Source organism: Paenisporosarcina indica (genome assembly GCF_001939075.1).
Classification (GTDB): domain Bacteria; phylum Bacillota; class Bacilli; order Bacillales_A; family Planococcaceae; genus Paenisporosarcina; species Paenisporosarcina indica.
The window spans coordinates 32,668-59,663 of the sequence record NZ_MPTA01000008.1 but is presented as its reverse complement, the minus strand read 5'-3'; the positions used below and the strand labels follow the sequence as shown (position 1 = coordinate 59,663).

Below are 26,996 nucleotides of genomic sequence, written 5' to 3'. Positions count from 1 at the left end.
ATGATTTGTGAGAATTGTAAGCAGCGACCGGCAAAAGTGACCGTGACGCAAATACAGGATGGGACTCATGTACAGCGTCATTATTGTGAAAAGTGTGCTCAAAATTTCCATCCTTTTCATCTGGATTTTCAACAGGATCCGCTTTCACTCCACCAATTATTATCTAATTGGTTTGGGGCTCCCGAAAGTGCCCAAGTACAACAGAAACAACAACTACAACCCAAAATTCCGCCTTGTAGTTCATGCGGCTGGACATTCCGCCAATTTTTAAATGAAGGTAAATTTGGATGTGCACACTGTTACGAAAGTTTCCGTGAACAGTTGCCAAGTGTCTTTAAAAAATTGCACAACGGGAATGTAAAGCATGTCGGAAAAGCACCAGGCAAATTTGGACACAAATTACAGTTAAAAAAACAAATAGAGGCGATTCGTACATCCATGCAAGCTGCAATAGGTATTGAAAACTTTGAAGAAGCGGCAAAACTTCGTGACGAAGCCCGTGAATTAGAGAAACAACTGCAGAGTGGAGGTGAACCCCCTGATGTCAATTGAGCGTTTTTTAAATAACTCCGTGACGAGTTGGATGGCTGACGAAGGGGAGCATGCCGATATCGTTATGAGTACGCGAATACGCCTTGCTCGAAATTTAACGGGGTATCGTTTTCCACTTTCTTTTTCGGAAAATGAAGCGTTACAAGTAGATCAAGCAGTTTCTGCGGTTTTACTTGATGCAGAATCGGAACTTGAGTCGACCTTTTCGTATATAGATATAAAAGGACTTTCTACGCTAAACCGCCAAGTATTAGTGGAAAAGCATTTAATTAGTCCGAAACTAGCTCATTCGGAAGTAACGGGTTCAGTTTTATTGTCTGATGATGAGGCAATTAGCGTAATGGTCAATGAAGAAGATCATATTCGCATACAATGTATTTTCCCTGGATTACAATTACTTGAAGCATGGCATCAAGCGAACAACATTGATGACATGTTGGAAAAAGAGTTGCCATACGCATTTGATGAACAGTTCGGTTATTTAACGAGCTGCCCAACGAATTCAGGCACGGGCCTTCGGGCATCCGTCATGATGCACTTGCCGGCACTCACGATGACCAATCAAATGAATCGCCTCGTCACCACGATTACCCGACTCGGAATGGTTGTTCGTGGGATTTATGGAGAAGGTAGCGAGGCACTTGGCAATGTATATCAAATATCGAACCAAACGACACTCGGAAAGTCAGAAGAAGATATTTTGACGGACTTGCAAAGTATTACGGAACAAATTATCCAAAAAGAACGTGAAGCAAGAAATGCACTTTTGAATACAAGACCAAATGTGTTAGAAGATCGTTTGTATCGTTCGTTAGGTGTATTAACATACGCGCGAATTTTAACAACAGAGGAAGCGGGACGCTGTTTATCGGATGTCCGTCTTGGCATTGACCTTGGGTTGATAAAAGGAGTCGACGTATCCATTTTGAATGAATGCATGATTTTCATGCAACCAGGCTTTTTACAAAAATATGCAGGGATGTCTCTACAATCGGAAGAACGAGATGTGTTTCGTGCAAAACTGTTTAGGGAACGTTTGCAAGTAGACAATAATTTGAATAATGAAGGAGAGGAACCTCATGATGTTTAATCGATTTACACAACGTGCACAAAAAGTACTCCAACTAGCTCAAGAAGAAGCCATTCGTATGAAACATGAGTCGATTGGAACAGAACATATATTATTGGGATTAATTCGCGAAGGTGGAGGCATTGCGGCGAAAGCAATGGAAGCCATCGAAGTGAGCCCACAAGTAATTGAAGAAGGTATTGAAGAACTTGTAGGCATGGGGACTGGCGATGTAGGTCCAATCGTTCATTACACACCACGTGCTAAAAAAGTTATCGAATTATCGGTTGATGAATCACGTAAACTTGGACACTCATATATCGGAACAGAGCATTTATTACTGGCATTAATTCGCGAAGGCGAAGGTGTAGCGGCCCGTGTACTTAATAATGCAGGCGTTAGCTTAAATAAAGCACGTCAACAAGTATTGCAATTACTTGGAAGTAACGATCACGTTCAAGCGAACGGAGGAGCTAATGCTACGGCAAACACCCCAACACTTGACAGCTTGGCACGCGATTTAACACAAATCGCACGTGATGGCAGCTTGGATCCAGTGATTGGTCGAAGCAAAGAAATCACGCGTGTGATTGAAGTGCTATCGCGTCGTACGAAGAATAATCCAGTTCTAATCGGGGAGCCAGGTGTTGGTAAAACAGCGATTGCTGAAGGTTTAGCCCAACAAATTGTACAAAATGAAGTACCGGAAATTTTACGCGACAAACGCGTTATGACCTTGGATATGGGAACTGTTGTAGCAGGAACGAAATACCGTGGTGAGTTTGAAGATCGCTTAAAGAAAGTGATGGACGAAATTCGTCAAGCAGGGAACGTCATTCTATTTATCGATGAACTTCATACGTTAATTGGTGCAGGTGGAGCGGAAGGTGCAATCGATGCATCGAATATCTTAAAACCATCACTTGCTCGTGGTGAACTTCAATGTATTGGTGCAACCACACTCGATGAGTATCGAAAATACATTGAAAAAGATGCTGCTTTAGAGCGTCGATTCCAACCGATTCAAGTAAATGAACCATCTGTTGATGAATCAATTCAAATAATTTATGGTTTACGTGACCGTTATGAAGCACATCACCGTGTGAAAATCACAGATGAAGCTGTCGTAGCAGCAGCAAAAATGTCTGACCGATACATTTCTGACCGTTTTCTACCGGATAAAGCAATTGACTTAATTGATGAAGCAGGTTCGAAAGTTCGATTGCGTTCATATACAACACCACCGAATTTAAAAGAATTAGAAGCTCGTTTAGAAGCGATTCGTTCCGAGAAAAATGCGGCTGTTCAAAGCCAGGAATTTGAAAAAGCGGCATCCTTCCGTGATAAAGAACAGAAACTAAAAGAAGAACTTGAAAAAACGAAAAAGGCATGGAAAGAAGAGCAAGGAAAAGCGGAATCTGAAGTAACAGTCGAAGATATCGCAGCGGTTGTATCCATGTGGACGGGAATTCCGGTATCCAAACTTGCGCAAACCGAATCTGACAAATTGTTGAAGTTAGAAGATACGTTGCACAAACGTGTAATCGGTCAAGCGGAAGCCGTGACAGCTATTTCTCGTGCTGTACGTCGAGCTCGAGCTGGACTAAAAGATCCGAAACGCCCAATTGGTTCATTTATTTTCTTGGGTCCTACAGGTGTCGGTAAAACTGAACTTGCACGTGCTCTTGCAGAAAGTATGTTTGGTGACGAAGATGCGATGATTCGAGTTGATATGTCGGAGTACATGGAAAAACACTCAACATCACGTCTAGTAGGTTCTCCTCCTGGATATGTAGGACATGAAGAAGGCGGTCAATTAACGGAAAAAGTACGTCGTAAACCATACTCTGTCATTCTGTTGGATGAAATTGAAAAAGCACATCCTGATGTGTTCAATATTTTGTTGCAAGTGTTAGAAGATGGTCGCTTAACGGATTCTAAAGGTCGAACTGTCGATTTCCGTAATACTGTTGTGATCATGACTTCAAACGTGGGCGCTGAAGCGTTGAAGAAAAACAAGTATGTTGGATTTAACTTACAAGATGGCGAACAAAAATATAAAGATATGAAAGGTAGAATGCTGGAAGAGCTTAAAAAAGCATTCCGTCCGGAGTTCTTGAACCGTGTCGATGAAATGATTGTGTTCCATTCATTAGAAAAAGAACACTTAAAAGAAATTGTGACATTGATGACTGCACAATTAACAAAACGCTTGAAAGAGCAAGAAATCGAGCTTGAGTTAACTGAAGGAGCACAAGAGAAGATTGCGAAAGAAGGCTATGACCCGGAATATGGTGCCCGCCCACTTCGCCGAGCACTTCAAAAACATGTCGAAGATCGTTTGTCTGAAGAGTTGTTAAAAGGTACAGTATTAACAGGGCAAAATGTTGTTTTCGATGTAGAAGACGATCAATTTGTGGTTCGCATGAAAGAAGCAGAAGCAGAAGCAGTAACTTTATCTAAGTAAAATTAATGGGACATTCCGGCCATCTGTTCGGAATGCCCCTTTTTCTACATAACAGGAGGTACTATGGCTAAACGTAAAACGAAATTCATGTGTAACTCATGTGGCTACGAATCCGCAAAATGGATGGGACGCTGTCCGGGATGTGGAGAATGGAATACGATGGTGGAAGAAGTAGAAGTGGTGGTAAAGGGACCACGCAGAACTTTCCAGCACTCTGAAAAAATCGCACAAAAAGCAACACCTATTACCGCAGTTGAAACAGTCGAAGAACCGCGTGTTGATACTGACCTTTCAGAATTGAACCGTGTACTTGGAGGCGGTATTGTTCCGGGCTCACTCATACTGATTGGGGGAGATCCCGGAATCGGCAAATCAACTTTGCTTCTTCAAGTATCTTCCCTCCTTGCAAACAAAGGGCAGCGCGTATTGTATATGTCTGGAGAAGAATCGATTCGCCAAACAAAGCTACGGGCTGAGAGACTCGGCGTAGCGTCGTCAGAGCTCTATATCTATTCGGAAACAAACTTGGAATTGGTGAACGAGGCAATCGATCAAGTTGAGCCTAAGTTTGTTGTCATCGATTCGATTCAAACAGTTCATCATCCGGAAGTAACTTCTGCACCGGGGAGTGTTTCACAAGTCCGTGAATGTACAGCTGAATTAATGAGAATCGCAAAAACCAAAAACATAGCCATATTCTTAGTGGGTCATGTAACGAAAGAAGGTCAAATTGCGGGTCCACGTTTGCTCGAGCATATGGTGGATACTGTGCTTTACTTTGAAGGTGAACGCCATCATACATACCGTATTTTACGTTCGCAAAAGAATCGTTTTGGCTCAACGAATGAGATCGCGATATTTGAAATGTTACAAGGCGGTTTGAAAGAAGTACTGAATCCTTCTGAATTATTTTTACAAGAACGTTCACAAGGTGCTGCTGGATCTACCGTTGTGGCTTCAATGGAAGGGACTCGTCCAATTTTAGTCGAGATTCAAGCGTTGATTACCCCCACTAGTTTTAACTATCCGAAACGAATGGCAAGTGGAATCGATCTAAATCGTATTTCCTTGTTAATGGCCGTGTTGGAAAAACGAGTAGGCATGCTGCTACAAACTCAAGATGCATATATCAAAGTCGCAGGCGGTGTGAAGCTGGATGAGCCAGCAATCGACTTAGCTGTGTTGACAACAATCGTCTCAAGTTTCCGTGACGTGGCAGCTAGTGCCCATGACTGCTTCATCGGTGAAGTTGGACTAACGGGAGAAGTTCGTCGTGTTTCTCGTATCGAACAACGTGTGCTAGAAGCTGCGAAACTGGGCTTCAAACGTGCCATTATCCCTGCTTCTAACATTGGAGGATGGGATTTTCCTAAAGGGATACAAGTAATTGGGGTGGAAAATGTCAATGACGCATTAAAAGAAGCTTTTCCAAATGCGTAGTCGTTTTAGGGGAAGCTTTTATGAAAGGATAAATTTTGGAGATGCCATGATAGCAGTTGTCGTGGCATTTTTTAGTATTTTGAATTGATTCTTCATGGGGTAAACTGGGTAAAACCGAATAAAGTGAGTTTTAAGCCGATTAAATGATAAATTATGCGGAATAAAATGGTCGACATGTGGAATAAAATACAGTTCATGCCGATTAATTTCACAAATCGGTAGCATCAATTTTTCGCTATTGCTCATTACTAACAAATGGCTAACCCTCTTAGAAAGAAACTTTCCATATTCCTTTTCGTCATAAAGGTGAATCTATTTGAAAACGTGTATAATTAAAAATAGGAGGTGGTCTTGTGTTAAAGTGGATAATTCGCATTGCATTTATCTTGATCGGCGGAACGCTCGGGTTACTTTTATTACCGCAATTATATGAACTTATTAATTTTTCCTCAAACCCGTGGCTAAACAACCCCTATGTCTCTGTTCTCATAGGTGCCGTTCTATTGTATGTTCTTGCCCTACTGATGACCGATTACTTGATTGAATTTTTGAAGTGGATGGAAGACCGTTTGCTGAAAGCTCCGATTGGTGATTTATTATTCGGTACGATTGGTCTTGTTATCGGATTAAGTGTGGCATTCCTTTTAAGTTTTTCCGTGGACGCCATTGAACTCCCGGTGATTAATTCTGTGTTGCCTGTGCTTTTGACGATTATTTTAGGGTATCTTGGTTTCCAAGTAGGCTTTAAAAAGCGTGATGAAATCGTTCAAATGTTTATGGTGGGGAAAGCGACTTCTGCTAAGAAGAAATTTGATGAAACAAATCCGCAGGCGTTGCAACAATCATCTTATAAACTTCTCGATACGAGTGTTATTATCGATGGTCGTATTTCCGACATCTCGGCAACAGGTTTCATTGAAGGCGTTCTTGTAGTGCCGCAGTTTGTCTTAACTGAACTTCAACATATCGCCGATTCTTCCGATACGTTAAAAAGAACACGTGGACGTCGCGGTCTGGATATTTTAAATCGACTACAGAAGGAACGAGCATCAGCTGTGCTCATTACGGATGAAGATTTCGAAGATGTTCAGGAAGTTGACTTGAAATTGATGAGACTCGCGAAGAAAATGGAAGGCATGGTTGTTACGAATGATTTCAACTTAAATAAAGTGTGTGAGTTGCATCAAGTACCTGTGCTCAATATTAATGATCTTGCGAACGCGGTTAAACCGGTCGTGATACCTGGTGAAGAGATGCATGTTGTGGTGATTAAAGACGGGAAAGAACAAAATCAGGGCGTAGCCTATCTAGATGACGGAACGATGATTGTAGTGGAAGATGGTAAATCTTATATTGGTCAAGCGATTACCGTCATTGTTACAAGTGTCCTTCAAACATCTGCCGGACGTATGATTTTTGCGAAAACGAAATAGAGATTGAAACAATGTGAAACGGCAAGACACCATGTCTTGCCCTTTTCCATGAGTTGAGGTGATGGCATCAATGGAATATATCGTTGTATTACCTGCTGCAGGTAGTGGTAAACGAATGAATGCAGGGCATAATAAATTGTTCCTCACATTACGGGACAAACCAATTTTAATTCATACCCTCGAGGTTTTTGAGAAAGACGAGAACTGTACTGGAATTTGGCTCGCGGTAAAACCGGAAGAACGAGAGATTATTCAAGACATGTTGAAGCAGTACCATATAACGAAGGTCAAAGGGCTCCCTGCCGGTGGTGAGGAACGTCAACATAGTGTGTATGCGTGTATCCAAGCTGCTGGTAATGAATCTGAACTCATTCTTGTACATGATGCAGCCCGACCTTTTATCGAGCCGTCTGTAATAGCTCAATTAACCAATGCGGCTCAAAAAAACGGTGCTGCAATTGCTGGTGTGAAAGTAAAAGATACGATGAAACGCGTGCATAACAACGTCATCGAAGAAACAGTGGATCGGGAACAATTGTGGATGATTCAAACTCCGCAAGCTTTTCAAACAAGTATCTTAATTAATGCTCAAAAACAAGCTGCTCAAGACGATTTTCTTGGAACTGATGAATCCATGTTAGTTGAACGACTGGGCATCGCAGTGCATGTAGTCGAAAGTACGTATGATAATGTGAAAATGACGACACGAGAAGATTTACTCATTGGTGATGCCATTTTACAAAAAAGACAACAGGAGGGGATGTAAATGTTTAGAGTTGGACAAGGCTTTGATGTACACGAATTTGCAACGAATCGACCGCTTATTTTAGGTGGAGTAACGATTCCGTATGAGAAAGGGTTAATCGGTCATTCTGATGCCGATGTGTTGTTACATACTGTTACGGATGCAGCGCTTGGCGCGATTGGTGAAGGGGACATTGGTCGTCACTTTCCTGATACAGATCCAGAGTTCAAAGATGCCGATTCGGCTAAGTTGCTCCAATACATTTGGAATATCGTAGAGGAAAAAGGATATAAATTAGGGAACATTGACTGCACAATCATTGCACAAGCTCCTAAAATGGCACCATACATCAATGAAATGCGAGATCGTATTGCTCAACTTCTGAATGCTGAACCTTCTCAAGTAAATGTAAAAGCAACAACGACTGAAAAGCTTGGCTTTACAGGTCGTGGCGAAGGTATTGCGGCACAAGCTACGATATTACTCATTCAAAAATAAGTACGAACTGTGTTAAAATGAACAAAGTTTAGCACGTATCCGAGGAGGAAACACATATGACACAAGAAGTCCGCGTACGCTACGCACCAAGTCCCACAGGGAATCTACATATTGGTGGAGCACGAACAGCTTTATTTAACTATTTATTTGCCCGTCATCACGGCGGTAAGTTTATCGTTCGTATTGAAGATACGGACATTGAACGTAATATTGAAGGTGGCGAACTTTCTCAACTTGAAAACTTGAAATGGCTTGGCATTGACTACGATGAATCTGTGGATATCGGGGGACCTTATGCACCGTACCGTCAAATGGAACGTCTAGACATTTACAAAAAACATGCAGACGAAATGCTTGAAAAAGGACATGCCTATAAATGTTTCTGTACGTCTGAGGAGTTAGAGGCTGAACGTGAAGCGCAAAAAGCAAAGGGTGTAGCCGCTCCAATGTACAAAGGAACATGCCGTCACTTGTCTAAAGAAGAGGTTGCTTCGAAAGAAGATGCAGGCATGTCATATAACATTCGTATGCGTGTTCCAGCTGACGTGACGTATACATTTGAAGATTTAGTTCGTGGAACGGTTTCATTTGAATCGAAAGATGTAGGAGACTGGGTGCTAGTCAAAACAAACGGCATTCCAACTTATAACTACGCGGTTGTTTTAGATGATTACTTCATGAAAATTTCACACGTTTTCCGCGGGGAAGAGCATTTATCCAATACACCGAAACAAATGATGGTGTTTCAAGCATTTGGTTGGGAAGCACCGAAATACGGACATATGACATTAATCATTAACGAAAACCGTAAAAAACTTTCAAAACGTGACGAGTCGATTATTCAATTCGTTGCTCAATATAAAGATTTAGGGTATATCCCGGAAGCCATGTTTAATTTCTTTGGGTTACTTGGATGGTCTCCTGAAGGGGAAGAAGAAATCTTCTCGAAAGAAGACTTTATCCGTTTATTTGATGTTAATCGCTTATCAAAATCTCCATCAATGTTCGATAAAACAAAGTTAACATGGATGAACAACCAATACGTGAAGCAATTATCTCTTGATGAAGTGGTAGAGTTAGCTTTACCTCATTTACAACAAGCGGGTCGCTTGCCACAAAACTTATCCTCAGAGGAAAAGCTGTGGGCAACTGATGTGATCGCGCTTTATCATGAGCAAATGAGCTTCGGTGCAGAAATTACTGAGCTAACTGACCTATTCTTCAAAGAAGAACTAACATATGATGAAGAAGCAATGGTTGTTTTAAATGGAGAACAAGTGCCGGAAGTAATGGCAGCATTTAAAACGCAACTAGAGCAAGTAGAGACATTCGAGCCTGATGCAATCAAAGCAGCAATCAAAGCAGTCCAAAAAGAAACAGGACATAAAGGCAAGAACTTGTTCATGCCTATTCGCGTCGTGACGACAGGTCAAACGCATGGTCCAGAATTACCAAACTCGATTGCGTTAATTGGGAAAGAAAAAGTTCTTGCACGTGTGGAAAAATTCGCAAAACAATAAGTTTGACTTTCCAAGCTGATGATGCAAGAATGTAGTTGAATATATATAAAGCTTTGATGAGGAGAAGTACATATGGGCACGCTCTTTAGAGAGGACCACCACCGGCTGAAAGTGGTCTGAGCATAGGCACTATGGAAATGCACCTCTGAGCGCTCAGCTGAACCTTTTAGTAAGCGAGCCGTATCGTCTACGTTACAGTCGCCAAGCGGGAAGGATCTTAACTGAACCTTCCAACCAGAGTGGAACCGCGCATACAGCGTCTCTGTCATTTCAATGACAGGGGCGCTTTTTAATATGTCCTGGAGTAGTGGAAAGGTTTTCGTCTCGTCTAGTTAACTTGGTGGCGAGACGTGTTTGAGCGATAAACACGCCAGTTCGAGCATTAAATTTATCACGAGCCGAGTCTCTCTGAAAAATTACAAAGCAAAAGAAAAATAGGAGGAACGATGATGTTTAGTCGAATGAAAGAAGATGTCGAAGTCGTTTTCGAACAGGATCCCGCCGCCAGACGTGTCCTGGAAGTCGTACTGACATATTCAGGATTACATGCAATTTGGTCACACCGAATTGCCCATGCACTTTTTAAACGAAAACTTTTTTTCCTTGCTCGTGTCGTGTCACAAGTGAGTCGTTTTTTCACAGGGATTGAAATCCATCCTGGTGCAAAAATTGGTCGACGGTTTTTTATTGATCACGGGATGGGTGTGGTTATTGGTGAAACGTGTGAAATCGGCAACAATGTGACCATATTCCAAGGGGTTACACTTGGGGGAACAGGAAAAGAAAGAGGGAAACGACACCCGACGTTACATGATAACGTCTTGGTCGCTACAGGAGCGAAAGTACTTGGATCGATAACCATTGGAGAAAACAGCAAAGTTGGAGCTGGATCGGTTGTATTGAAAAATGTACCGCCCAATGCGACGGTTGTAGGTATTCCAGGGACTATCGTCGTGCAAGACGGAGTAAAAGTGAAACGAAACTTGGATCATCAAGATATGCCGGATCCGATTGCGGATAAATGTCAGCTGTTAGAAGGCAAGATTGCAGTGTTGCAGGAAGAAGTAGCGTATTTAAATCGACAACAAGAAAAGGAGCGAAACGTGAAATGAGCATTCAAATTTACAACACATTGACACGCCAAAAAGAACCATTTGTACCTTTAGAAGAGGGCAAGGTGAAAATGTATGTATGTGGTCCAACTGTCTACAACTACATCCATATCGGAAATTCGCGTCCCGTAATCGTCTATGATACAGTACGCCGCTACTTATCATATCGAGGATATGAAGTGAATTTCGTTTCAAACTTTACAGATGTTGATGACAAAATCATCAAGACTGCAAATGAATTAGGAGAAGAAGTATCGGAACTAACGGAGCGTTTTATTAAAGCTTACTTCGAGGATGTTAAAGCACTAGGTTGCCAAGAAGCGGACGCACATCCACGTGTAACCGAACATATGGATGGCATCATTGAATTTATCGAAGTGTTAGTGGAGAAGGGCTATGCCTATGAATCACAGGGGGATGTCTACTACCGAACACGTAAATTTGAAGGCTACGGTAAACTGTCTCACCAATCTGTAGATGACTTGAAAATTGGGGCACGTATTGAAACGGGCGAGAAGAAAGAAGATGCACTTGATTTCGCTTTATGGAAAGCGGTAAAACCTGGCGAGATCTTCTGGGAGAGTCCGTGGGGCAAAGGTCGTCCAGGTTGGCATATTGAATGTTCAGTTATGGCACGTGAACTTTTGGGCGATACGATTGACATTCATGCAGGTGGGCAAGACTTAACTTTCCCACATCACGAAAACGAAATCGCACAATCTGAAGCATACACAGGTAAGCCGTTTGCTCGTTACTGGATGCATAATGGGTATATCAATATTGACAATGAAAAAATGTCGAAGTCTCTCGGGAACTTTGTGTTAGTAAATGATATTCGTCAACAAATTGATCCTCAAGTGTTAAGGTTCTTTATGTTATCGGTTCATTATCGTCACCCAATTAACTTCTCACAAGAACTTGTGGAGAATGCAGAAAATGGGCTTTCACGCATTCGCACTTCATATGCAAATCTTTCACATCGCTTAGAAACGTCACCTGAACTTGGTGATCATGCAGATACGTGGTTGCACAAAATTGATGAAGTTCATCAGCAATTTATAACCGCTATGGACGATGATTTCAATTCTGCAAATGGGATCGCAGCACTATTTGAACTAGCGAGCTTAGCGAATATGTATTTAATTGAAAAACATACGGAAGCAAATGTACTTACAACATTTATGAATACATTGAAAGAATTGTCGAATGTCTTAGGTATTGAGGTAGAAGTGAGTGAAGTCGTGCTAGACGAAGATATTGATGCTCTAATTGCGGAAAGAATTCAAGCTCGTAAAAATAAAGACTTTGCACGGGCAGATGCGATTCGGGATCAGTTAAAAGAGATGAATATATTATTGGAAGACACGGCACAAGGCATCCGTTGGAAACGCGGATGAACAATGAATATTCTCTGCGCCCGGCAGATGTTAAACAATTAAATTCACTTGCATTGGCCTATATGGGCGATGCAGTTCTAGAGCAAGCCATTCGTGAACACTTACTTCGTTCAGGGCGTGTAAGACCTAACATACTGCACAAAGAAGCAACCAAATATGTATCAGCAAAAGCGCAAGCCTCAGTAGTTCGCGTTTTACAGGAAGAAAACTTCTTGACGGAAGAAGAAGAAGCGGTTCTCAGACGCGGGCGTAATGCCAAGTCTGGGTCTGTTCCAAAAAATACAAGCGTTACAACTTATAAATACAGTACAGGTTTTGAAGCGGTTCTAGGAAGTTTATATTTATATGGACAACAGGATCGAGTGAAAGAAATTATAGATAAAGCCATACTCATTATTGAAGATGTGAAAGGAGAATCAACATTGTGACAGAAGAACTAAACAATGAAATATTATCAGGAAAAAATCCAGTATTAGAAGCACTCCGTTCAGGACGTGATATGAATAAAGTGTGGGTCGCGGAAGGTGTTAAAAAAGCGGGTATCGCAGAGCTATTGCAACTTGCAAAAGAAGCGGGGATTGTCGTTCAGTTTGTACCGAAAAACAAAATAGATCAATTGACGGACGGAGCAACTCATCAGGGGATTGCCGCATCCGTTGCTGCATACCGATATGCAGAGATAGATGAGTTATTCGAACTTGCTGCATCTCGTAATGAAGATCCATTCTTCTTGATTTTAGATGAGTTAGAGGATCCACATAATCTTGGTTCGATTTTGCGAACAGCAGATGCAACAGGTGTACATGGCGTAATAATTCCGAAACGACGTGCGGTTGGATTAACAGCTGTCGTTGCAAAAACCTCAACAGGAGCAATTGAACATATTCCCGTAGCGCGCGTTGGAAACTTGGCCCAAACGGTGGAAGATTTGAAAAAAAGAGGTGTATGGGTCGCTGGAACAGATGCAAAAGGCTCGGCTGATTACCGTCGAATGGATGCCAAATTGCCATTGGCGATTATCATCGGTAGCGAAGGTAAAGGAATGAGTCGATTACTGAAAGAAAAGTGCGATTTCCTATATAACATGCCGATGGTTGGACAAGTTACCTCACTAAATGCATCTGTTGCAGCTGCCATCTTGATGTACGAAGTGTTGCGAAACCGTCAACCAGTTAATGGGTAATCAAAATGGACATATTGCTCGTCGATGGATATAACATAATCGGAGCATGGAAAGAGTTACGCGAGTTAAAGGCCAATAAACTCATAGATGCAAGAGATCGGCTTATTGAAATGATGGCTGAATACAAAGCGTTTTCTGGATTGCGAGTTATCGTGGTCTTCGATGCTTATCTTGTGCCAGGCATTGAAAAAAAGAAAAACAATTTGATGTCGAGGTAATTTTCACTCGGGAAAATGAAACTGCTGATGAACGTATCGAAAAGTTAACATCGCAATTAATGACGCGACGCGTTCAAATACATGTTGCAACATCAGATCTCACGGAGCAATGGGTAATCTTTGCTCAAGGTGCACTCAGAATATCTGCCCGCGAATTAGAAATTGAAATGGATTTAGTACATGAAAATATCACCAAGAAAGTCAAGGCTATACAAGACCAGCAGCCAATTTCAAAAATACAGCTCACCAATGAAGTGGCAGAAATTTTTGAAAAATGGCGCAGAGGGATTAAATGAAGCGTTGACGCTCGATTTCCACTTCCTGTATACTAGGGTCTAACTACGCAGACCGGCAGAGGTGATACTGTGATAAATAGTAACCATGTACACGTAAAACTACAACATTTTGAAGATTTACTAGATGAAGAGCTTGTGGAATTGGTCCATAGCGGAGATACGGATGCACTTGATTTTTTAATTACTAAGTATCGATCTTTTGTACGTATGAAAGCAAGATCATATTTTTTAATCGGGGCCGATAAGGAGGACATCATTCAAGAAGGAATGATTGGACTTTATAAATCGATTCGAGATTTCAGAGGGGACAAGCTCTCATCTTTTCGTGCATTTGCTGAACTTTGTATCACGCGCCAAATTATTACTGCGATAAAAACAGCTACTCGTCAAAAACATATTCCGCTCAATTCCTATGTATCATTAGACAAGCCGATTTTTGATGAAGAGTCAGATCGAACGTTGATGGATGTAATTTCAGGTTCCGTTATTGATGATCCAGAAGTTCTCATGATTCATCGTGAGGATTTTGATTACATGGAAGAAAAAATGGGTGAAATATTGAGTGAGCTAGAACGGCAAGTCCTGGCATTGTATTTAGATGGTCAGTCGTACCATGAGATTTCCGAAGAGTTAAATCGTCATGTGAAATCAATTGACAATGCGCTGCAAAGAGTGAAACGAAAACTTGAGCGACACATTGAAATCGGCGGGGTTCATTAATAGACTTATAGAACCGATTGTTGACAGTCAATACAGTAGATGATAGTCTTTAAACAGACAAATGTTGACTTAAAAGGTGATAATATGGCTAAAAAAGTCGTCCTAAGTTGTGAGCAATGTGGTTCAAGAAACTATACGGTCCCTACTTCAAAAGAAGGAACAAGTGAGCGTTTGGAACTAAAAAAGTTTTGCTCACATTGTAAGGCACATACGGTTCATAAACAAACGCTTTAACAAAAAACATATATATTTTTACTCGGGGGTAAAATTAGAATGGCTAATATCAGTGGTTTCTTTGGTAATGTTGTAAAGGAAATGAGAAAAGTTAGCTGGCCTAAACGTAAAGAAATGACTCGTTACACAGTCATCGTTCTTTCGACGGTTGTAGTTATGGCTGTATTTTTCGCGGTCATCGACTTAGGAATTTCGGAAGCGGTCCGCTGGTTCCTTGCGTTATAATTTGATAACAGATTATACTTGTGAAAATAGCCCGTCATAAACTGAGAACGGGTTTTTTCATTTGTCTAAGAAATGGAGGGACGGACGAAAAGTCCTGCTACTTATGGAGAAAAATTGGTATGTTGTACACACGTATTCTGGGTACGAAAATAAAGTAAAAGCAAATCTTGAAAAGCGTGTTGAAACAATGGGTATGTCAGATTTAATCTTCCGTGTAATTATCCCGGAAGAACAAGAAACAGATTTTAAAGATGGTAAAAAACGTGTTGTTATGCGTAAAACGTTCCCTGGGTATGTTTTAGTGGAGCTTGTAATGACAGATGATTCTTGGTATGTCGTACGTAACACACCTGGTGTTACTGGATTTATCGGATCTTCAGGTGGAGGGGCTAAACCAACTCCTTTGTTGCCGGAGGAAGTGGAATTTATCTTGAAACAAATGGGCATGACCGAACGTAAAATGGGAGCACAGTACGAAGTTGGTGAAATGGTTGAAGTTCTTGAAGGACCATTTGCACACTTCCAAGGAAAAGTGGAAGAAATTGATGAAGCTAAAGGTAAGTTGAAAGTTGCAGTTGATATGTTTGGACGTGAAACGAAAATGGAACTTGATTATGAACAAGTAATCAAAATGCCGTAAGAAAAGTGGGAATCGCCACTCTAGCTCAACACAATAAAATATGGAGTAGGCCGTTCAAATTCGAATCCTGCGCTGGAATCGAAAGTTAGCTTTCGCATGAAGGTCTGAAGCTTAGGTGTGAGCTAGCGTTTGAACTAGAAACAGCTGGCTAGTAGGAAAGAAAGTTCTGTCGAAATTCATATTTCATTATCTTTATAGAAACCACTTGATTAAATTTCGAAAAAGTGGTATTATTTCAAAGGTCAGACTGAAATTGAAAAAGTCTGCAAAAATTTTAGCTTATGTTCAGCTAGTAGCTGACAGACAGATATTGAGTGGGAGGGGCAACCCAATTACCACATCACGGACTTAAGGAGGTGTGTCTCGTGGCTAAAAAAGTTGTTAAGGTTGTTAAATTACAAATTCCTGCAGGTAAAGCAAATCCAGCGCCACCGGTTGGTCCAGCATTGGGTCAAGCAGGTGTTAATATCATGGGATTCTGTAAGGAGTTCAACGCACGTACTGCAGATCAAGCTGGACTAATTATCCCGGTTGAAATTTCTGTATTTGAAGACCGTTCATTTACATTCATTACAAAAACTCCACCTGCAGCAGTATTACTTAAAGTGGCGGCTGGAATTCAGTCAGGTTCTGGTGAACCAAACCGCAAAAAAGTTGCAACGGTGAAGCGTGATAAAGTTCGCGAAATCGCTGAACAAAAAATGCCAGACCTAAACGCAGCATCAGTAGAAGCAGCGATGTTGATGGTTGAAGGTACTGCGCGTAGCATGGGTATTGTCATCGAAGACTAATCCCTTCACTTGATGATGCATTTGTTTTTGGAGGGTTGCGGTCGAAAGGACACGCAACCCTTATTCGTGGGAGGTTCATTCCGCTAAAACCACAATCAAGGAGGACATTTTAAAATGGCTAAAAAAGGTAAAAAGTTACAAGATGCAGCGAAACTAGTAGACCGCACAAAATTATACGCGGCTCAAGAGGCAATTGAACTTGCTAAAAAAACAAGCACTGTTAACTTTGACGCAACAGTTGAAGTGGCATTCAAATTAGGAATCGACACACGTAAAAATGACCAACAAATCCGTGGAGCAGTAGTACTTCCAAACGGAACTGGTAAAACTCAACGTGTATTAGTTTTCGCTAAAGGCGAAAAATTAAAAGAAGCAGAAGCTGCTGGCGCTGACTTTGTTGGCGATGCAGAGTATATTGCTAAAATCCAACAAGGATGGTTTGACTTCGATGTAATCGTAGCTACTCCTGACATGATGGGTGAAGTTGGTAAATTAGGTCGTGTACTTGGACCTAAAGGTCTTATGCCTAACCCTAAAACGGGTACAGTAACATTTGACGTAACTAAAGCAATTGATGAAATCAAGGCTGGTAAAGTTGAATACCGTGCTGACAAAGCTGGTATCATTCATGCGCCAATCGGTAAAGTTTCTTTCGCAGACGACAAGTTAGTTGAAAACTTCTTAGCAGTATTTGATGTTGTTCAAAAAGCGAAACCAGCTGCATCTAAAGGGACTTACATGAAATCAGTTAACATTACAACTACGATGGGTCCATCTGTAAAAGTGGATTCTTCAAACGTAAAAGTTAACAAGTAATATTGACGGATTAAAGTCTATCTGTTAAGATAGTTTTTGTTATAAAAATTTATTTGTACCGTAGACAGTAGGGGCGACGTGTCGCATAATGATCCTACCGAGGACATGTATTCAGATTCTTTTAAAGATGACGTTTCAGCCCCTGTCTAATTTTAGATCAGGGGCTTTTCTTTTGCCGGTATAAATGACTCATTCTATTAGGAGGTGTCCAGATGAGCAGAACAATCGAAGCTAAAAAGGTTCGAGTTGAAGAAATTACAGAAAAGTTCACTACAGCTGCAACTGCAGTAGTAGTTGACTACCGTGGCTTGACAGTATCTCAAATTACGGAACTTCGTAAACAACTTCGTGAAGCTGGCGTTGAATTCAAAGTGTACAAAAACACGATGACTCGCCGTGCAACTGAAGCAGCAGGTCTTGCAGGATTGAATGAAAATCTTACAGGTCCTAACGCGATTGCATTTTCAACTGAAGATGTAGTAGCTCCAGCGAAAATCATCAACGATTTCGCTAAAAAGAACGATAAGCTTGAAATCAAAGCCGGTGTGATTGAAGGTACAATCGCAACTGCAGACGATATTAAAGCACTAGCTGAACTTCCTTCTCGCGAAGGTTTGTTGTCAATGCTATTAAGCGTTCTTCAAGCTCCAATGCGCAACTTCGCGCTTGCAACAAAAGCTGTTGCAGAACAAAAAGAAGAACAAGGCGCTTAATTCGTTACGTAGCTTAGTTTCTGAAAATCGGGGTAACCCAAACAAAAAAATATTCCTATTAGGAGGAACATACAATGAACAACACTCAAATCCTTGAAGCAATCAAAGGTATGACAGTTCTAGAATTAAACGACTTAGTAAAAGCGATCGAAGAAGAATTCGGCGTTACAGCTGCTGCACCAATGGCTATGGCAACTGGTGGCGGAGCTGCTGTTGAAGAAGAGCAAACTGAATTTGATGTAATCCTTAACTCTGCAGGAGATCAAAAAATCAAAGTAATCAAAGCAGTTCGTGAAATCACTGGATTGGGTCTTAAAGAAGCTAAAGAAGTTGTAGACAACGCTCCTAAAGCTCTTAAAGAAGGCATTTCTAAAGCAGAAGCAGAAGAAGTTAAAGCTAAACTTGAAGAAGTTGGCGCTTCAGTAGAAGTTAAATAATTTCTTTTCAAAAAGAAACGGAAAGCTCGTCGTCAGTTATCGACGGGCTTTTCTTCTATTTGCTTATATGTAAGAAAAAAAGAATGTATGCAAAGAGATTTTTTCATTCTAATGATGCAATGTCTAGCTACAAGTGCCAGTCCACAGCTAAGCTGCAGGAGGTCCTGCAAGCTGGTGTCAGACTAAGACGGCACTTTGCGCTTTTCTTATAAAGGTTGGAGGGTCCCCGAATGTCTGAACACTATTATTCAAAAAAACCTCAATCGGAAAGCAAGCCCAAATCATGGAGTTTTCCACTTCGTGGTGAGTTGTTTCAATTTGAAACAGATACAGGGGTTTTTAGTAAAAGCGAAGTAGATTTTGGCTCCCGTGTCTTAATTGATACGTTTGTAATGCCGACAACTGATGGACCGGTACTAGATGTGGGTTGTGGTTATGGGCCCATTGGATTATCCATTGCCAAAACCGAAATAAATCGTACGGTTCACATGGTGGACATTAATGAACGTGCGGTGCAGCTTTCGCGGAAAAATGCGGAAGTGAACGGGGTACAAAATGTGCGAATCTATGAAAGTGATGGCTTGACTGATGTTACGGAAGCTGACTTTGCTGCAATCTTAACAAACCCGCCAATTCGTGCAGGTAAAGAAACGATTTTTCGTTTTTATTTAGAGGCATATCGCAAGTTGAGTTTGGGTGGAGAATTGTGGGTAGTCATTCAGAAGAAACAAGGGGCACCGTCTTCTTTCGATCGATTAGAAGAAATTTTCGGTCAAGTTAAAGTGGTTGATAAAGTAAAAGGTTACTGGATTATCAAGGCTGAGAAAGTTAAATGAATATTTGACTTGACAAAATCGCTATGATATTATAATAAGATGCAAAAATATTATTTTGCGGTCGTATGCCTTTTTTGTATAAAGCTATTTTATAAGTGGGTATACTTACCAAGAATAAATGTGGTTAACCGAAAATGAGCTCTTGCAGATCTCGTTTTCTTTTTGTCTTTTCGACATCATACACTAAATATGGTGTAACGAAAAGTCCTAATATTGCTTTATTGAGGGGTGAATGAGTTGGCAGGTCAACTAGTTCAGTACGGACAACACCGCCAGCGCAGAAGTTTTGCGCGTATTACTGAGGTGCTGGAACTTCCGAATTTAATCGAAATTCAAACAGCATCTTATGAATGGTTCTTGGAAGAAGGCTTGCGTGAAATGTTCCGTGACATTTCACCAATCACAGACTTTACAGGTAATCTTTCACTTGAATTCATCGACTATACTTTAGCTGATCCGAAGTATCCGGTTGATGAATCAAAAGAACGTGACGTTACATACGCAGCACCACTTCGCGTAAAAGTACGTTTACACAACAAGGAAACAGAAGAAGTGAAAGAACAAGACGTCTTTATGGGTGATTTCCCACTAATGACTGAAACGGGTACTTTCGTTATTAACGGTGCGGAGCGAGTTATCGTTTCTCAGTTAGTGCGTTCACCAAGTGTTTACTTCCACGATAAGACGGATAAAAATGGTAAAAAAGGTTTCGGTGCAACGGTTATTCCAAACCGTGGTGCATGGTTAGAATATGAAATTGATGCAAAAGACGTAGTCTATGTACGTATCGATCGCACACGTAAATTACCAGTAACGGTTCTTTTACGTGCACTTGGTTTTGGTTCTGATCAAGAAATCATCGACTTAATTGGTGATAATGAATTCCTACGTAACACGCTTGAAAAAGACAACACGGAGAGCACAGAAAAAGCATTGCTTGAAATTTATGAGCGTCTTCGTCCAGGCGAGCCGCCAACAGTTGAAAGCGCAAAAAGTCTGTTGTACTCACGTTTCTTTGACCCAAAACGCTATGATTTAGCGAATGTTGGTCGATACAAAATGAATAAAAAACTTCACATAAAAAATCGTTTGTTCAATCAAACTGTGGCTGAAACGCTTGTAGATCCTGAAACTGGGGAAATCCTAGCAGAACAAGGCGCAGTGATTGACCGTCGTTTACTTGATCGTTTAATTCCCCATCTTGAGAATGGAATCGGATTCCAAACAATTTCTCAAATCGGTGGCGTATTAGATGGCGATATCACTTTGCAATCAATCAAAATTTATGCCCCAAATAACGAAGCCCAACAAGAAATCAATGTGATTAGCAACGCGTATATTGAAGATGCCATTAAAAATATTACACCGGCTGACATTATTTCTTCTATTAGTTACTTCTTCGGCTTACTGTACAACGTCGGAAACACTGATGACATTGATCATCTTGGTAACCGTCGCTTGCGTTCAGTAGGTGAATTACTGCAAAACCAATTCCGTATTGGTCTTTCTCGTATGGAACGTGTTGTACGTGAACGTATGTCAATCAATGACACACAATCTATTGTGCCACAACAATTGATTAATATCCGACCGGTTATTGCATCAATTAAAGAGTTCTTTGGTAGTTCTCAATTATCCCAATTCATGGATCAAACGAATCCGCTTGCTGAATTGACGCACAAACGCCGTCTATCGGCATTAGGACCAGGTGGTTTAACTCGTGAGCGTGCTGGTTTTGAAGTGCGTGACGTTCATTACTCTCACTATGGTCGTATGTGTCCGATTGAAACGCCTGAGGGGCCAAACATTGGATTGATTAACTCACTTTCTAGTTTCGCGAAAGTGAATAAGTTCGGATTTATTGAAACTCCTTATCGTCGTGTTGACCCTGAGACAGGGATCGTAACAGCTCGCATCGATTACTTAACTGCTGATGAAGAAGATAATTATGTAGTTGCACAAGCAAATGCACGGATATCTGAAACTGGTGAATTCGTAGATGAAGAAGTTGTAGGTCGCTTCCGTGGTGATAACACGGTATTCAAACGTAGCGCAATCGATTACATGGATGTTTCGCCGAAACAAGTAGTATCAGCAGCAACAGCTTGTATTCCATTCTTGGAAAACGATGACTCCAACCGTGCCCTAATGGGTGCGAACATGCAACGTCAAGCTGTTCCGTTATTAAACCCTGAAGCACCTTTCGTGGGAACAGGTATGGAACATGTAAACGCGCGTGATTCTGGAGCTGCAGTTATTGCGAAGTTTGATGGAATCGTTGAACATGTTGAGGCAAGAGAAATTCGAGTTCGTCGCATTGAAGAAATCGACGGAAAAGAAGTTAAAGGCGATTTAACTAAATATAAATTACAAAAATTCATTCGTTCAAACCAAGGAACAAGCTATAACCAACGTCCGATTGTCAAAGTTGGCGATCGTGTGAAACCACTTGATATTTTAGCAGATGGTCCATCTATGGAACGTGGAGAAATGGCTCTTGGACGTAACGTACTCGTTGCTTTCATGACTTGGGATGGATATAACTATGAAGATGCTGTAATCATGAGTGAACGACTAGTTAAAGATGATGTGTACACTTCTGTGCATATTGAAGAGTACGAGTCAGAATCGCGTGATACGAAACTTGGGCCTGAAGAAATCACTCGTGATATTCCGAATGTCGGGGAAGAAGCACTTCGTAATTTAGATGACCGTGGTATTATCCGTGTTGGTGCGGAAGTTCGCGACGGTGATATCTTAGTAGGTAAAGTAACACCTAAGGGCGTTACAGAATTAACGGCTGAAGAACGTTTATTACATGCGATTTTTGGTGAAAAAGCACGCGAAGTTCGTGATACGTCTCTACGTGTACCTCATGGTGCAGGCGGAATTATCTTGGACGTCAAAGTGTTTAACCGCGAAGATGGCGATGAGTTGCCACCTGGCGTAAATCAGTTGGTTCGTGCATATATCGTTCAAAAACGTAAAATTTCTGTTGGAGATAAAATGGCCGGTCGTCATGGTAACAAAGGTGTAATTTCACGTATTCTCCCAGAAGAAGATATGCCATTCATGCCGGATGGTACGCCTGTAGATATCATGCTTAACCCTCTTGGGGTTCCTTCTCGTATGAACATCGGACAAGTTTTGGAGCTTCACTTAGGTATGGCTTCTCGTAAACTTGGCATTCATATGGCTTCACCTGTATTTGATGGTGCCAATGAAGCAGATGTTTGGGATACGATGGAAGAAGCTGGTATGAACCGTGATGGTAAAACAACATTGTATGATGGTCGCTCTGGTGAACCATTTGACAACCGCGTTTCTGTCGGAATTATGTATATGATCAAGTTAGCGCACATGGTTGACGATAAGTTACATGCACGTTCAACTGGACCTTACTCTCTTGTTACGCAACAACCGCTTGGTGGTAAAGCACAATTCGGTGGACAACGTTTCGGTGAGATGGAGGTTTGGGCACTTGAGGCATACGGTGCTGCTTATACACTTCAAGAAATCTTGACAGTGAAATCCGATGACGTTGTGGGTCGTGTGAAAACATACGAAGCAATCGTTAAAGGCGAAAGTGTACCACAACCTGGTGTTCCAGAATCATTTAAAGTATTAATAAAAGAACTTCAAAGTTTAGGTATGGACGTTAAGATGTTAACAATCAACGACGAAGAAATTGAGCTGCGTGACTTGGATGAAGAAGATGATCTTCAACCGGCGGATGCACTCAATATCCTGCCAACTACGAACGAAGTACCAGTAGGTTCAGCTGAGTAAGGTTGACTGCTTGAATTACACATATAAATGAGTTTTAAGGATTGAGGGCAGGTATCTACCTGCCCGCATTTCCGATTCCATAAAAGTTATCCGCCTGAGCTAAGTGGATAAAGTCTTTATACCCAGACTAAGGGAGGTAGGCTCCTTGATAGACGTTAATGAATTTGAGTACATGAAGATTGGTTTAGCATCTCCTGACAAGATTCGTTCTTGGTCATATGGTGAAGTGAAGAAGCCTGAAACGATTAACTACCGCACACTGAAACCTGAAAAAGATGGTTTGTTCTGTGAACGCATTTTCGGACCAACAAAGGACTGGGAATGTCATTGTGGTAAATATAAGCGTGTTCGTTATAAAGGTGTTGTTTGTGATCGTTGTGGCGTTGAAGTTACACGTTCGAAAGTTCGTCGTGAACGCATGGGTCACATTGAATTAGCAGCTCCTGTATCACATATTTGGTATTTTAAAGGGATTCCAAGTCGTATGGGATTAATTTTAGATATGTCACCTCGTTCATTAGAAGAAGTAATTTACTTTGCTTCTTACGTAGTTGTAGACCCTGCGGATACTCCGCTTGAGCGTAAACAACTATTGTCTGAAAAAGAGTATCGTGCGTATCGTGAAAAATACGGCAAGAAATTTTATGCAGCAATGGGTGCAGAAGCCCTAAAACGCCTTCTTCAAGAACTTGATCTTGAAAAAGAAACGGAAGTTCTGAAGGAAGAGCTTAAAACTGCAGCTGGTCAACGACGCACGCGTGCAATTAAGCGTCTTGAAGTAGTTGAATCATTCCGTAACTCCGGTAATAAGCCGGATTGGATGATATTAGACGTACTGCCAGTGATTCCACCAGAACTACGACCAATGGTTCAATTAGATGGTGGCCGTTTTGCTACATCCGATTTGAATGATTTGTATCGTCGTGTAATTAACCGGAATAACCGTTTAAAACGCTTGCTGGATTTAGGTGCACCAAGCATCATCGTGCAAAACGAAAAACGTATGTTACAAGAAGCAGTAGATGCAATGATTGATAATGGTCGTCGTGGCCGTCCGGTTACTGGACCAGGTAACCGTCCATTAAAATCACTTTCACATATGTTGAAAGGGAAACAAGGACGTTTCCGTCAAAACTTACTTGGTAAACGCGTTGACTACTCTGGTCGTTCGGTTATCGTAGTAGGTCCAAACTTGAAAATGTATCAATGTGGTCTTCCGAAAGAAATGGCAATTGAATTATTCAAACCATTTGTTATGAAAGAGCTAGTTGGACGCGGCTTAGCACACAACATCAAGAGTGCGAAACGTAAAATTGAACGTATGCATCCAGAAGTTTGGGATGTATTAGAAGACGTTATTAAGGAGCATCCGGTTTTATTAAACCGTGCACCGACTCTTCACCGTCTAGGAATTCAAGCATTTGAACCAACATTAGTTGAAGGGCGTGCAATCCGTCTTCACCCACTAGTATGTACAGCTTATAACGCTGACTTCGATGGTGACCAAATGGCTGTTCACGTTCCTTTATCAGCAGAAGCACAAGCTGAAGCTCGTTTACTTATGTTGGCAGCACAAAACATTTTGAACCCGAAAGATGGAAAACCAGTTGTTACACCATCTCAAGATATGGTTTTAGGTAACTATTACTTAACACTTGAGCGCAAAGGTGCTACAGGTGAAGGTTCTACATTCTACGGTCCTAATGAAGCGTTAATTGCTTATCAAAATGGACATGCGCACTTGCATACACGTATTGCAATTTCAGCAGGATCTTTGAAAAACACAACATTTACTGAAGAACAAAACAAGATGTTGTTATTGACTACAGTAGGTAAAGTGATTTTCAATGAGATATTACCTGAAACATTCCCTTACATTAACGAACCAACGGATTTCAACCTTCAAGTTGAAACACCATCTAAATATTTTGTTCCTACAACTACAGATGTGCGTAAACACATTGAAGAAATGGAACTTGTATCACCATTCAAGAAGAAAATTCTTGGGAATATCATCGCTGAAGTATTCAAACGCTTCCACATTACGGAAACGTCTAAAATGCTTGACCGTATGAAAAATCTTGGATTCAAATACTCAACTAGAGCTGGTATTACAATCGGTATTTCAGATATCGTGGTACTTCCAGATAAAGGTGAGGTTCTTGAAGAAGCACAAGATAAAGTAGATAAAGTACTGAAGCAATTCCGTCGTGGTTTAATTACAGAAGAAGAGCGATATGATCGTGTTATTTCTTATTGGAGTGCTGCGAAGGACGTTATTCAGGAAAAACTAATGAAATCATTGAATAATTTAAACCCAATCTTCATGATGAGTGACTCAGGAGCGCGTGGTAACGCATCCAACTTCACTCAACTTGCTGGTATGCGTGGGTTGATGGCCAATCCGGCTGGTCGTATTATCGAACTTCCGATTAAGTCATCATTCCGTGAAGGTTTAACAGTTCTTGAATACTTCATCTCTACGCATGGTGCTCGTAAAGGTCTTGCCGATACAGCACTTAAAACAGCTGACTCAGGTTACCTAACTCGTCGATTAGTTGACGTTGCTCAAGATGTTATTGTTCGTGAAGATGAATGTGGAACGGACCGTGGCTTGTTGATTGGCGCATTAATGGACGGAACTGAAGTAATTGAAGGTTTCGACGAACGTATTGTTGGTCGTCATACACGCAAAACAATCTACCATCCAGAAACGAAAGAAGTTATTTTGGAAAAAGATGGTTTAATTACAGAAGACGTAGCTCGCGTTATTTTAGAGGCTGGATTCGAAGAGTTAACAATTCGTTCTGCTTTCACATGTAACACGAAACACGGCGTATGTAAAAAATGTTACGGGATCAACTTAGCAACTGGTGAAAACGTTGAAGTTGGAGAAGCAGTTGGGATTATTGCTGCACAATCAATCGGTGAACCGGGTACTCAGTTAACGATGCGTACATTCCATACCGGTGGGGTAGCTGGAGACGATATTACACAGGGTCTTCCACGTATCCAAGAGATTTTTGAATCTCGTAATCCTAAAGGTCAAGCTGTTATTTCTGAAATCACAGGTGTTATCACTGAAATTGAAGAAATTAAAGAGGGACAAAAAGAAATTACTATTCAAGGTGATGTTGAAACACGTAAATACCTTTCTCCTTATAATGGTCGCGTAAAAGTTCAAGTTAACGACCCTATTAAACGAGGCGAAGTATTAACGGAAGGTTCAATCGATCCGAAAGAATTACTAAAAGTAAAAGACGTTTCAACTGTTCAAGTTTATTTGTTGAAAGAAGTTCAAAAAGTATACCGTATGCAAGGGGTAGAAATCGGAGACAAACACATCGAAGTAATGGTACGCCAAATGCTTCGTAAAGTGCGTGTCATCGAGGCGGGTGAAACGGATCTATTGCCTGGTTCATTACTCGACATTCACCAATTTGCTGATGCGAATAAAGAAGCCGTGTTAAACGGGAGAATCCCAGCAACATGTCGCCCAGTTATTCTCGGTATTACGAAAGCGTCTCTTGAAACAGAATCATTCTTATCAGCAGCGTCATTCCAAGAAACAACGCGTGTGTTAACAGACGCGGCGATAAAAGGAAAACGTGATGAATTACTTGGCTTGAAAGAAAACGTTATTATTGGTAAACTCGTTCCAGCGGGTACTGGTATGCAACGTTACCGTCAAATCAAAATGGTTGCAGATAAGAGAAATGAATCCGGAGTAACTGTGAACGCAGAATAACTTCAACAAATTCCGGGGGAATATTATTGAAACATCCCCCCGGATATTTTCTGAAACAGGTTGACAGAAAAATTTTTGAATGTTAATATGTTTAAGGTTGATAGTTGAAGGTCTGGG

23 protein-coding genes, 1 pseudogene and 2 other annotated features are annotated in these 26,996 nt (G+C 41.1%); all 24 genes and pseudogenes read left to right on the top strand.

Annotated elements, in window-relative coordinates; all coding sequences use genetic code 11:
* A complete protein-coding gene (locus GY23_RS16165; protein ID WP_075620220.1) occupies positions 1 to 552 on the top strand; it encodes a UvrB/UvrC motif-containing protein in 552 nt (183 codons plus the stop codon).
* Positions 542 to 1,642, top strand: a complete 1,101-nt coding sequence (gene mcsB, locus GY23_RS16160; RefSeq protein WP_075620219.1) for a protein-arginine kinase McsB — start codon at positions 542 to 544, stop codon at positions 1,640 to 1,642. Before GY23_RS16165 ends, mcsB begins: the two co-directional genes overlap by 11 nt.
* Positions 1,632 to 4,088 carry an ATP-dependent protease ATP-binding subunit ClpC gene (gene clpC / locus GY23_RS16155; RefSeq protein ID WP_075620218.1) on the top strand — a complete coding sequence of 819 codons (2,457 nt, stop codon included), beginning with the start codon at positions 1,632 to 1,634 and terminating at the stop codon, positions 4,086 to 4,088. The genes mcsB and clpC overlap by 11 nt, the downstream gene beginning before the upstream one ends.
* 63 nt (positions 4,089 to 4,151) lie before the next feature.
* Positions 4,152 to 5,528, top strand: a complete 1,377-nt coding sequence (radA, locus tag GY23_RS16150) for a DNA repair protein RadA (protein ID WP_075620217.1) — start codon at positions 4,152 to 4,154, stop codon at positions 5,526 to 5,528.
* 353 nt (positions 5,529 to 5,881) lie between these two features.
* The gene (locus GY23_RS16145; RefSeq protein WP_075620216.1) at positions 5,882 to 6,961 is read left to right on the top strand and encodes a PIN/TRAM domain-containing protein; all 1,080 of its coding nucleotides are present in this window, start codon (positions 5,882 to 5,884) and stop codon (positions 6,959 to 6,961) included.
* 70 nt (positions 6,962 to 7,031) lie between these two features.
* Positions 7,032 to 7,727 (top strand): 2-C-methyl-D-erythritol 4-phosphate cytidylyltransferase, encoded by a 696-nt coding sequence (gene ispD / locus GY23_RS16140; protein ID WP_075620309.1) that lies wholly within the window; start codon positions 7,032 to 7,034, stop codon positions 7,725 to 7,727.
* A complete protein-coding gene (ispF, locus tag GY23_RS16135; protein WP_075620215.1) occupies positions 7,728 to 8,204 on the top strand; it encodes a 2-C-methyl-D-erythritol 2,4-cyclodiphosphate synthase in 477 nt (158 codons plus the stop codon).
* A gap of 56 nt (positions 8,205 to 8,260) precedes the next feature.
* Positions 8,261 to 9,724: a glutamate--tRNA ligase gene (gltX, locus tag GY23_RS16130; protein ID WP_075620214.1), complete on the top strand. Its 1,464-nt coding sequence runs from the start codon at positions 8,261 to 8,263 to the stop codon at positions 9,722 to 9,724.
* A 44-nt stretch (positions 9,725 to 9,768) separates the two neighbouring features.
* Positions 9,769 to 9,991 (top strand) — a binding site (T-box leader).
* A gap of 182 nt (positions 9,992 to 10,173) precedes the next feature.
* Positions 10,174 to 10,836: a serine O-acetyltransferase gene (gene cysE / locus GY23_RS16125; RefSeq protein ID WP_075620213.1), complete on the top strand. Its 663-nt coding sequence runs from the start codon at positions 10,174 to 10,176 to the stop codon at positions 10,834 to 10,836.
* Positions 10,833 to 12,233 carry a cysteine--tRNA ligase gene (gene cysS / locus GY23_RS16120; RefSeq protein WP_075620212.1) on the top strand — a complete coding sequence of 467 codons (1,401 nt, stop codon included), beginning with the start codon at positions 10,833 to 10,835 and terminating at the stop codon, positions 12,231 to 12,233. Before cysE ends, cysS begins: the two co-directional genes overlap by 4 nt.
* Positions 12,230 to 12,661 carry a Mini-ribonuclease 3 gene (locus tag GY23_RS16115; RefSeq protein ID WP_075620211.1) on the top strand — a complete coding sequence of 144 codons (432 nt, stop codon included), beginning with the start codon at positions 12,230 to 12,232 and terminating at the stop codon, positions 12,659 to 12,661. Before cysS ends, GY23_RS16115 begins: the two co-directional genes overlap by 4 nt.
* Positions 12,658 to 13,416 carry a 23S rRNA (guanosine(2251)-2'-O)-methyltransferase RlmB gene (rlmB, locus tag GY23_RS16110; protein WP_075620210.1) on the top strand — a complete coding sequence of 253 codons (759 nt, stop codon included), beginning with the start codon at positions 12,658 to 12,660 and terminating at the stop codon, positions 13,414 to 13,416. The genes GY23_RS16115 and rlmB overlap by 4 nt, the downstream gene beginning before the upstream one ends.
* Positions 13,417 to 13,421: 5 nt before the next feature.
* A pseudogene (locus GY23_RS16105) lies at positions 13,422 to 13,930 on the top strand (NYN domain-containing protein).
* Positions 13,931 to 13,999: 69 nt separating this feature from the next.
* The gene (gene sigH, locus GY23_RS16100) at positions 14,000 to 14,650 is read left to right on the top strand and encodes an RNA polymerase sporulation sigma factor SigH (RefSeq protein ID WP_075620209.1); all 651 of its coding nucleotides are present in this window, start codon (positions 14,000 to 14,002) and stop codon (positions 14,648 to 14,650) included.
* A 39-nt stretch (positions 14,651 to 14,689) separates the two neighbouring features.
* Positions 14,690 to 14,884, top strand: coding sequence for a 50S ribosomal protein L33 (rpmG, locus tag GY23_RS16095; RefSeq protein ID WP_425435002.1), 195 nt, complete (start codon positions 14,690 to 14,692; stop codon positions 14,882 to 14,884).
* Between the two features lie 39 nt (positions 14,885 to 14,923).
* Positions 14,924 to 15,109 carry a preprotein translocase subunit SecE gene (gene secE, locus GY23_RS16090; protein ID WP_075620207.1) on the top strand — a complete coding sequence of 62 codons (186 nt, stop codon included), beginning with the start codon at positions 14,924 to 14,926 and terminating at the stop codon, positions 15,107 to 15,109.
* Between the two features lie 103 nt (positions 15,110 to 15,212).
* Entirely contained in the window at positions 15,213 to 15,749 is a 537-nt protein-coding gene (gene nusG / locus GY23_RS16085) for a transcription termination/antitermination protein NusG (protein WP_075620206.1), read from the top strand.
* 365 nt (positions 15,750 to 16,114) lie between these two features.
* Positions 16,115 to 16,540 (top strand): 50S ribosomal protein L11, encoded by a 426-nt coding sequence (rplK, locus tag GY23_RS16080; protein WP_016429869.1) that lies wholly within the window; start codon positions 16,115 to 16,117, stop codon positions 16,538 to 16,540.
* A 114-nt stretch (positions 16,541 to 16,654) separates the two neighbouring features.
* Positions 16,655 to 17,356 (top strand): 50S ribosomal protein L1, encoded by a 702-nt coding sequence (gene rplA / locus GY23_RS16075; RefSeq protein ID WP_075620205.1) that lies wholly within the window; start codon positions 16,655 to 16,657, stop codon positions 17,354 to 17,356.
* Positions 17,357 to 17,396: 40 nt separating this feature from the next.
* Positions 17,397 to 17,536 (top strand) — a sequence feature (ribosomal protein L10 leader region).
* A 32-nt stretch (positions 17,537 to 17,568) separates the two neighbouring features.
* A complete protein-coding gene (gene rplJ, locus GY23_RS16070) occupies positions 17,569 to 18,069 on the top strand; it encodes a 50S ribosomal protein L10 (RefSeq protein WP_075620204.1) in 501 nt (166 codons plus the stop codon).
* A gap of 74 nt (positions 18,070 to 18,143) precedes the next feature.
* Positions 18,144 to 18,506 (top strand): 50S ribosomal protein L7/L12, encoded by a 363-nt coding sequence (rplL, locus tag GY23_RS16065; RefSeq protein ID WP_075620203.1) that lies wholly within the window; start codon positions 18,144 to 18,146, stop codon positions 18,504 to 18,506.
* Positions 18,507 to 18,736: 230 nt separating this feature from the next.
* A complete protein-coding gene (locus tag GY23_RS16060) occupies positions 18,737 to 19,342 on the top strand; it encodes a class I SAM-dependent methyltransferase (RefSeq protein WP_075620202.1) in 606 nt (201 codons plus the stop codon).
* 237 nt (positions 19,343 to 19,579) lie between these two features.
* The gene (gene rpoB, locus GY23_RS16055) at positions 19,580 to 23,131 is read left to right on the top strand and encodes a DNA-directed RNA polymerase subunit beta (protein ID WP_075620201.1); all 3,552 of its coding nucleotides are present in this window, start codon (positions 19,580 to 19,582) and stop codon (positions 23,129 to 23,131) included.
* 145 nt (positions 23,132 to 23,276) lie between these two features.
* The gene (gene rpoC / locus GY23_RS16050) at positions 23,277 to 26,879 is read left to right on the top strand and encodes a DNA-directed RNA polymerase subunit beta' (protein ID WP_075620200.1); all 3,603 of its coding nucleotides are present in this window, start codon (positions 23,277 to 23,279) and stop codon (positions 26,877 to 26,879) included.
* Positions 26,880 to 26,996: the final 117 nt, after the last annotated feature.

Excerpts from the sequence above, each read along its gene's own strand:
- GY23_RS16165 (WP_075620220.1), top strand. The coding sequence starts at position 1 with ATGATTTGTGAGAATTGTAAGCAGCGACCGGCAAAAGTGACCGTGACG.
- mcsB (WP_075620219.1), top strand. The coding sequence starts at position 542 with ATGTCAATTGAGCGTTTTTTAAATAACTCCGTGACGAGTTGGATGGCT.
- clpC (WP_075620218.1), top strand. The coding sequence starts at position 1,632 with ATGATGTTTAATCGATTTACACAACGTGCACAAAAAGTACTCCAACTA.
- radA (WP_075620217.1), top strand. The coding sequence starts at position 4,152 with ATGGCTAAACGTAAAACGAAATTCATGTGTAACTCATGTGGCTACGAA.
- ispD (WP_075620309.1), top strand. The coding sequence starts at position 7,032 with ATGGAATATATCGTTGTATTACCTGCTGCAGGTAGTGGTAAACGAATG.
- ispF (WP_075620215.1), top strand. The coding sequence starts at position 7,728 with ATGTTTAGAGTTGGACAAGGCTTTGATGTACACGAATTTGCAACGAAT.
- gltX (WP_075620214.1), top strand. The coding sequence starts at position 8,261 with ATGACACAAGAAGTCCGCGTACGCTACGCACCAAGTCCCACAGGGAAT.
- cysE (WP_075620213.1), top strand. The coding sequence starts at position 10,174 with ATGTTTAGTCGAATGAAAGAAGATGTCGAAGTCGTTTTCGAACAGGAT.
- cysS (WP_075620212.1), top strand. The coding sequence starts at position 10,833 with ATGAGCATTCAAATTTACAACACATTGACACGCCAAAAAGAACCATTT.
- GY23_RS16115 (WP_075620211.1), top strand. The coding sequence starts at position 12,230 with ATGAACAATGAATATTCTCTGCGCCCGGCAGATGTTAAACAATTAAAT.
- rpmG (WP_425435002.1), top strand. The coding sequence starts at position 14,690 with ATGATAGTCTTTAAACAGACAAATGTTGACTTAAAAGGTGATAATATG.
- secE (WP_075620207.1), top strand. The coding sequence starts at position 14,924 with ATGGCTAATATCAGTGGTTTCTTTGGTAATGTTGTAAAGGAAATGAGA.
- nusG (WP_075620206.1), top strand. The coding sequence starts at position 15,213 with ATGGAGAAAAATTGGTATGTTGTACACACGTATTCTGGGTACGAAAAT.
- rplA (WP_075620205.1), top strand. The coding sequence starts at position 16,655 with ATGGCTAAAAAAGGTAAAAAGTTACAAGATGCAGCGAAACTAGTAGAC.
- rplJ (WP_075620204.1), top strand. The coding sequence starts at position 17,569 with ATGAGCAGAACAATCGAAGCTAAAAAGGTTCGAGTTGAAGAAATTACA.
- rplL (WP_075620203.1), top strand. The coding sequence starts at position 18,144 with ATGAACAACACTCAAATCCTTGAAGCAATCAAAGGTATGACAGTTCTA.
- GY23_RS16060 (WP_075620202.1), top strand. The coding sequence starts at position 18,737 with ATGTCTGAACACTATTATTCAAAAAAACCTCAATCGGAAAGCAAGCCC.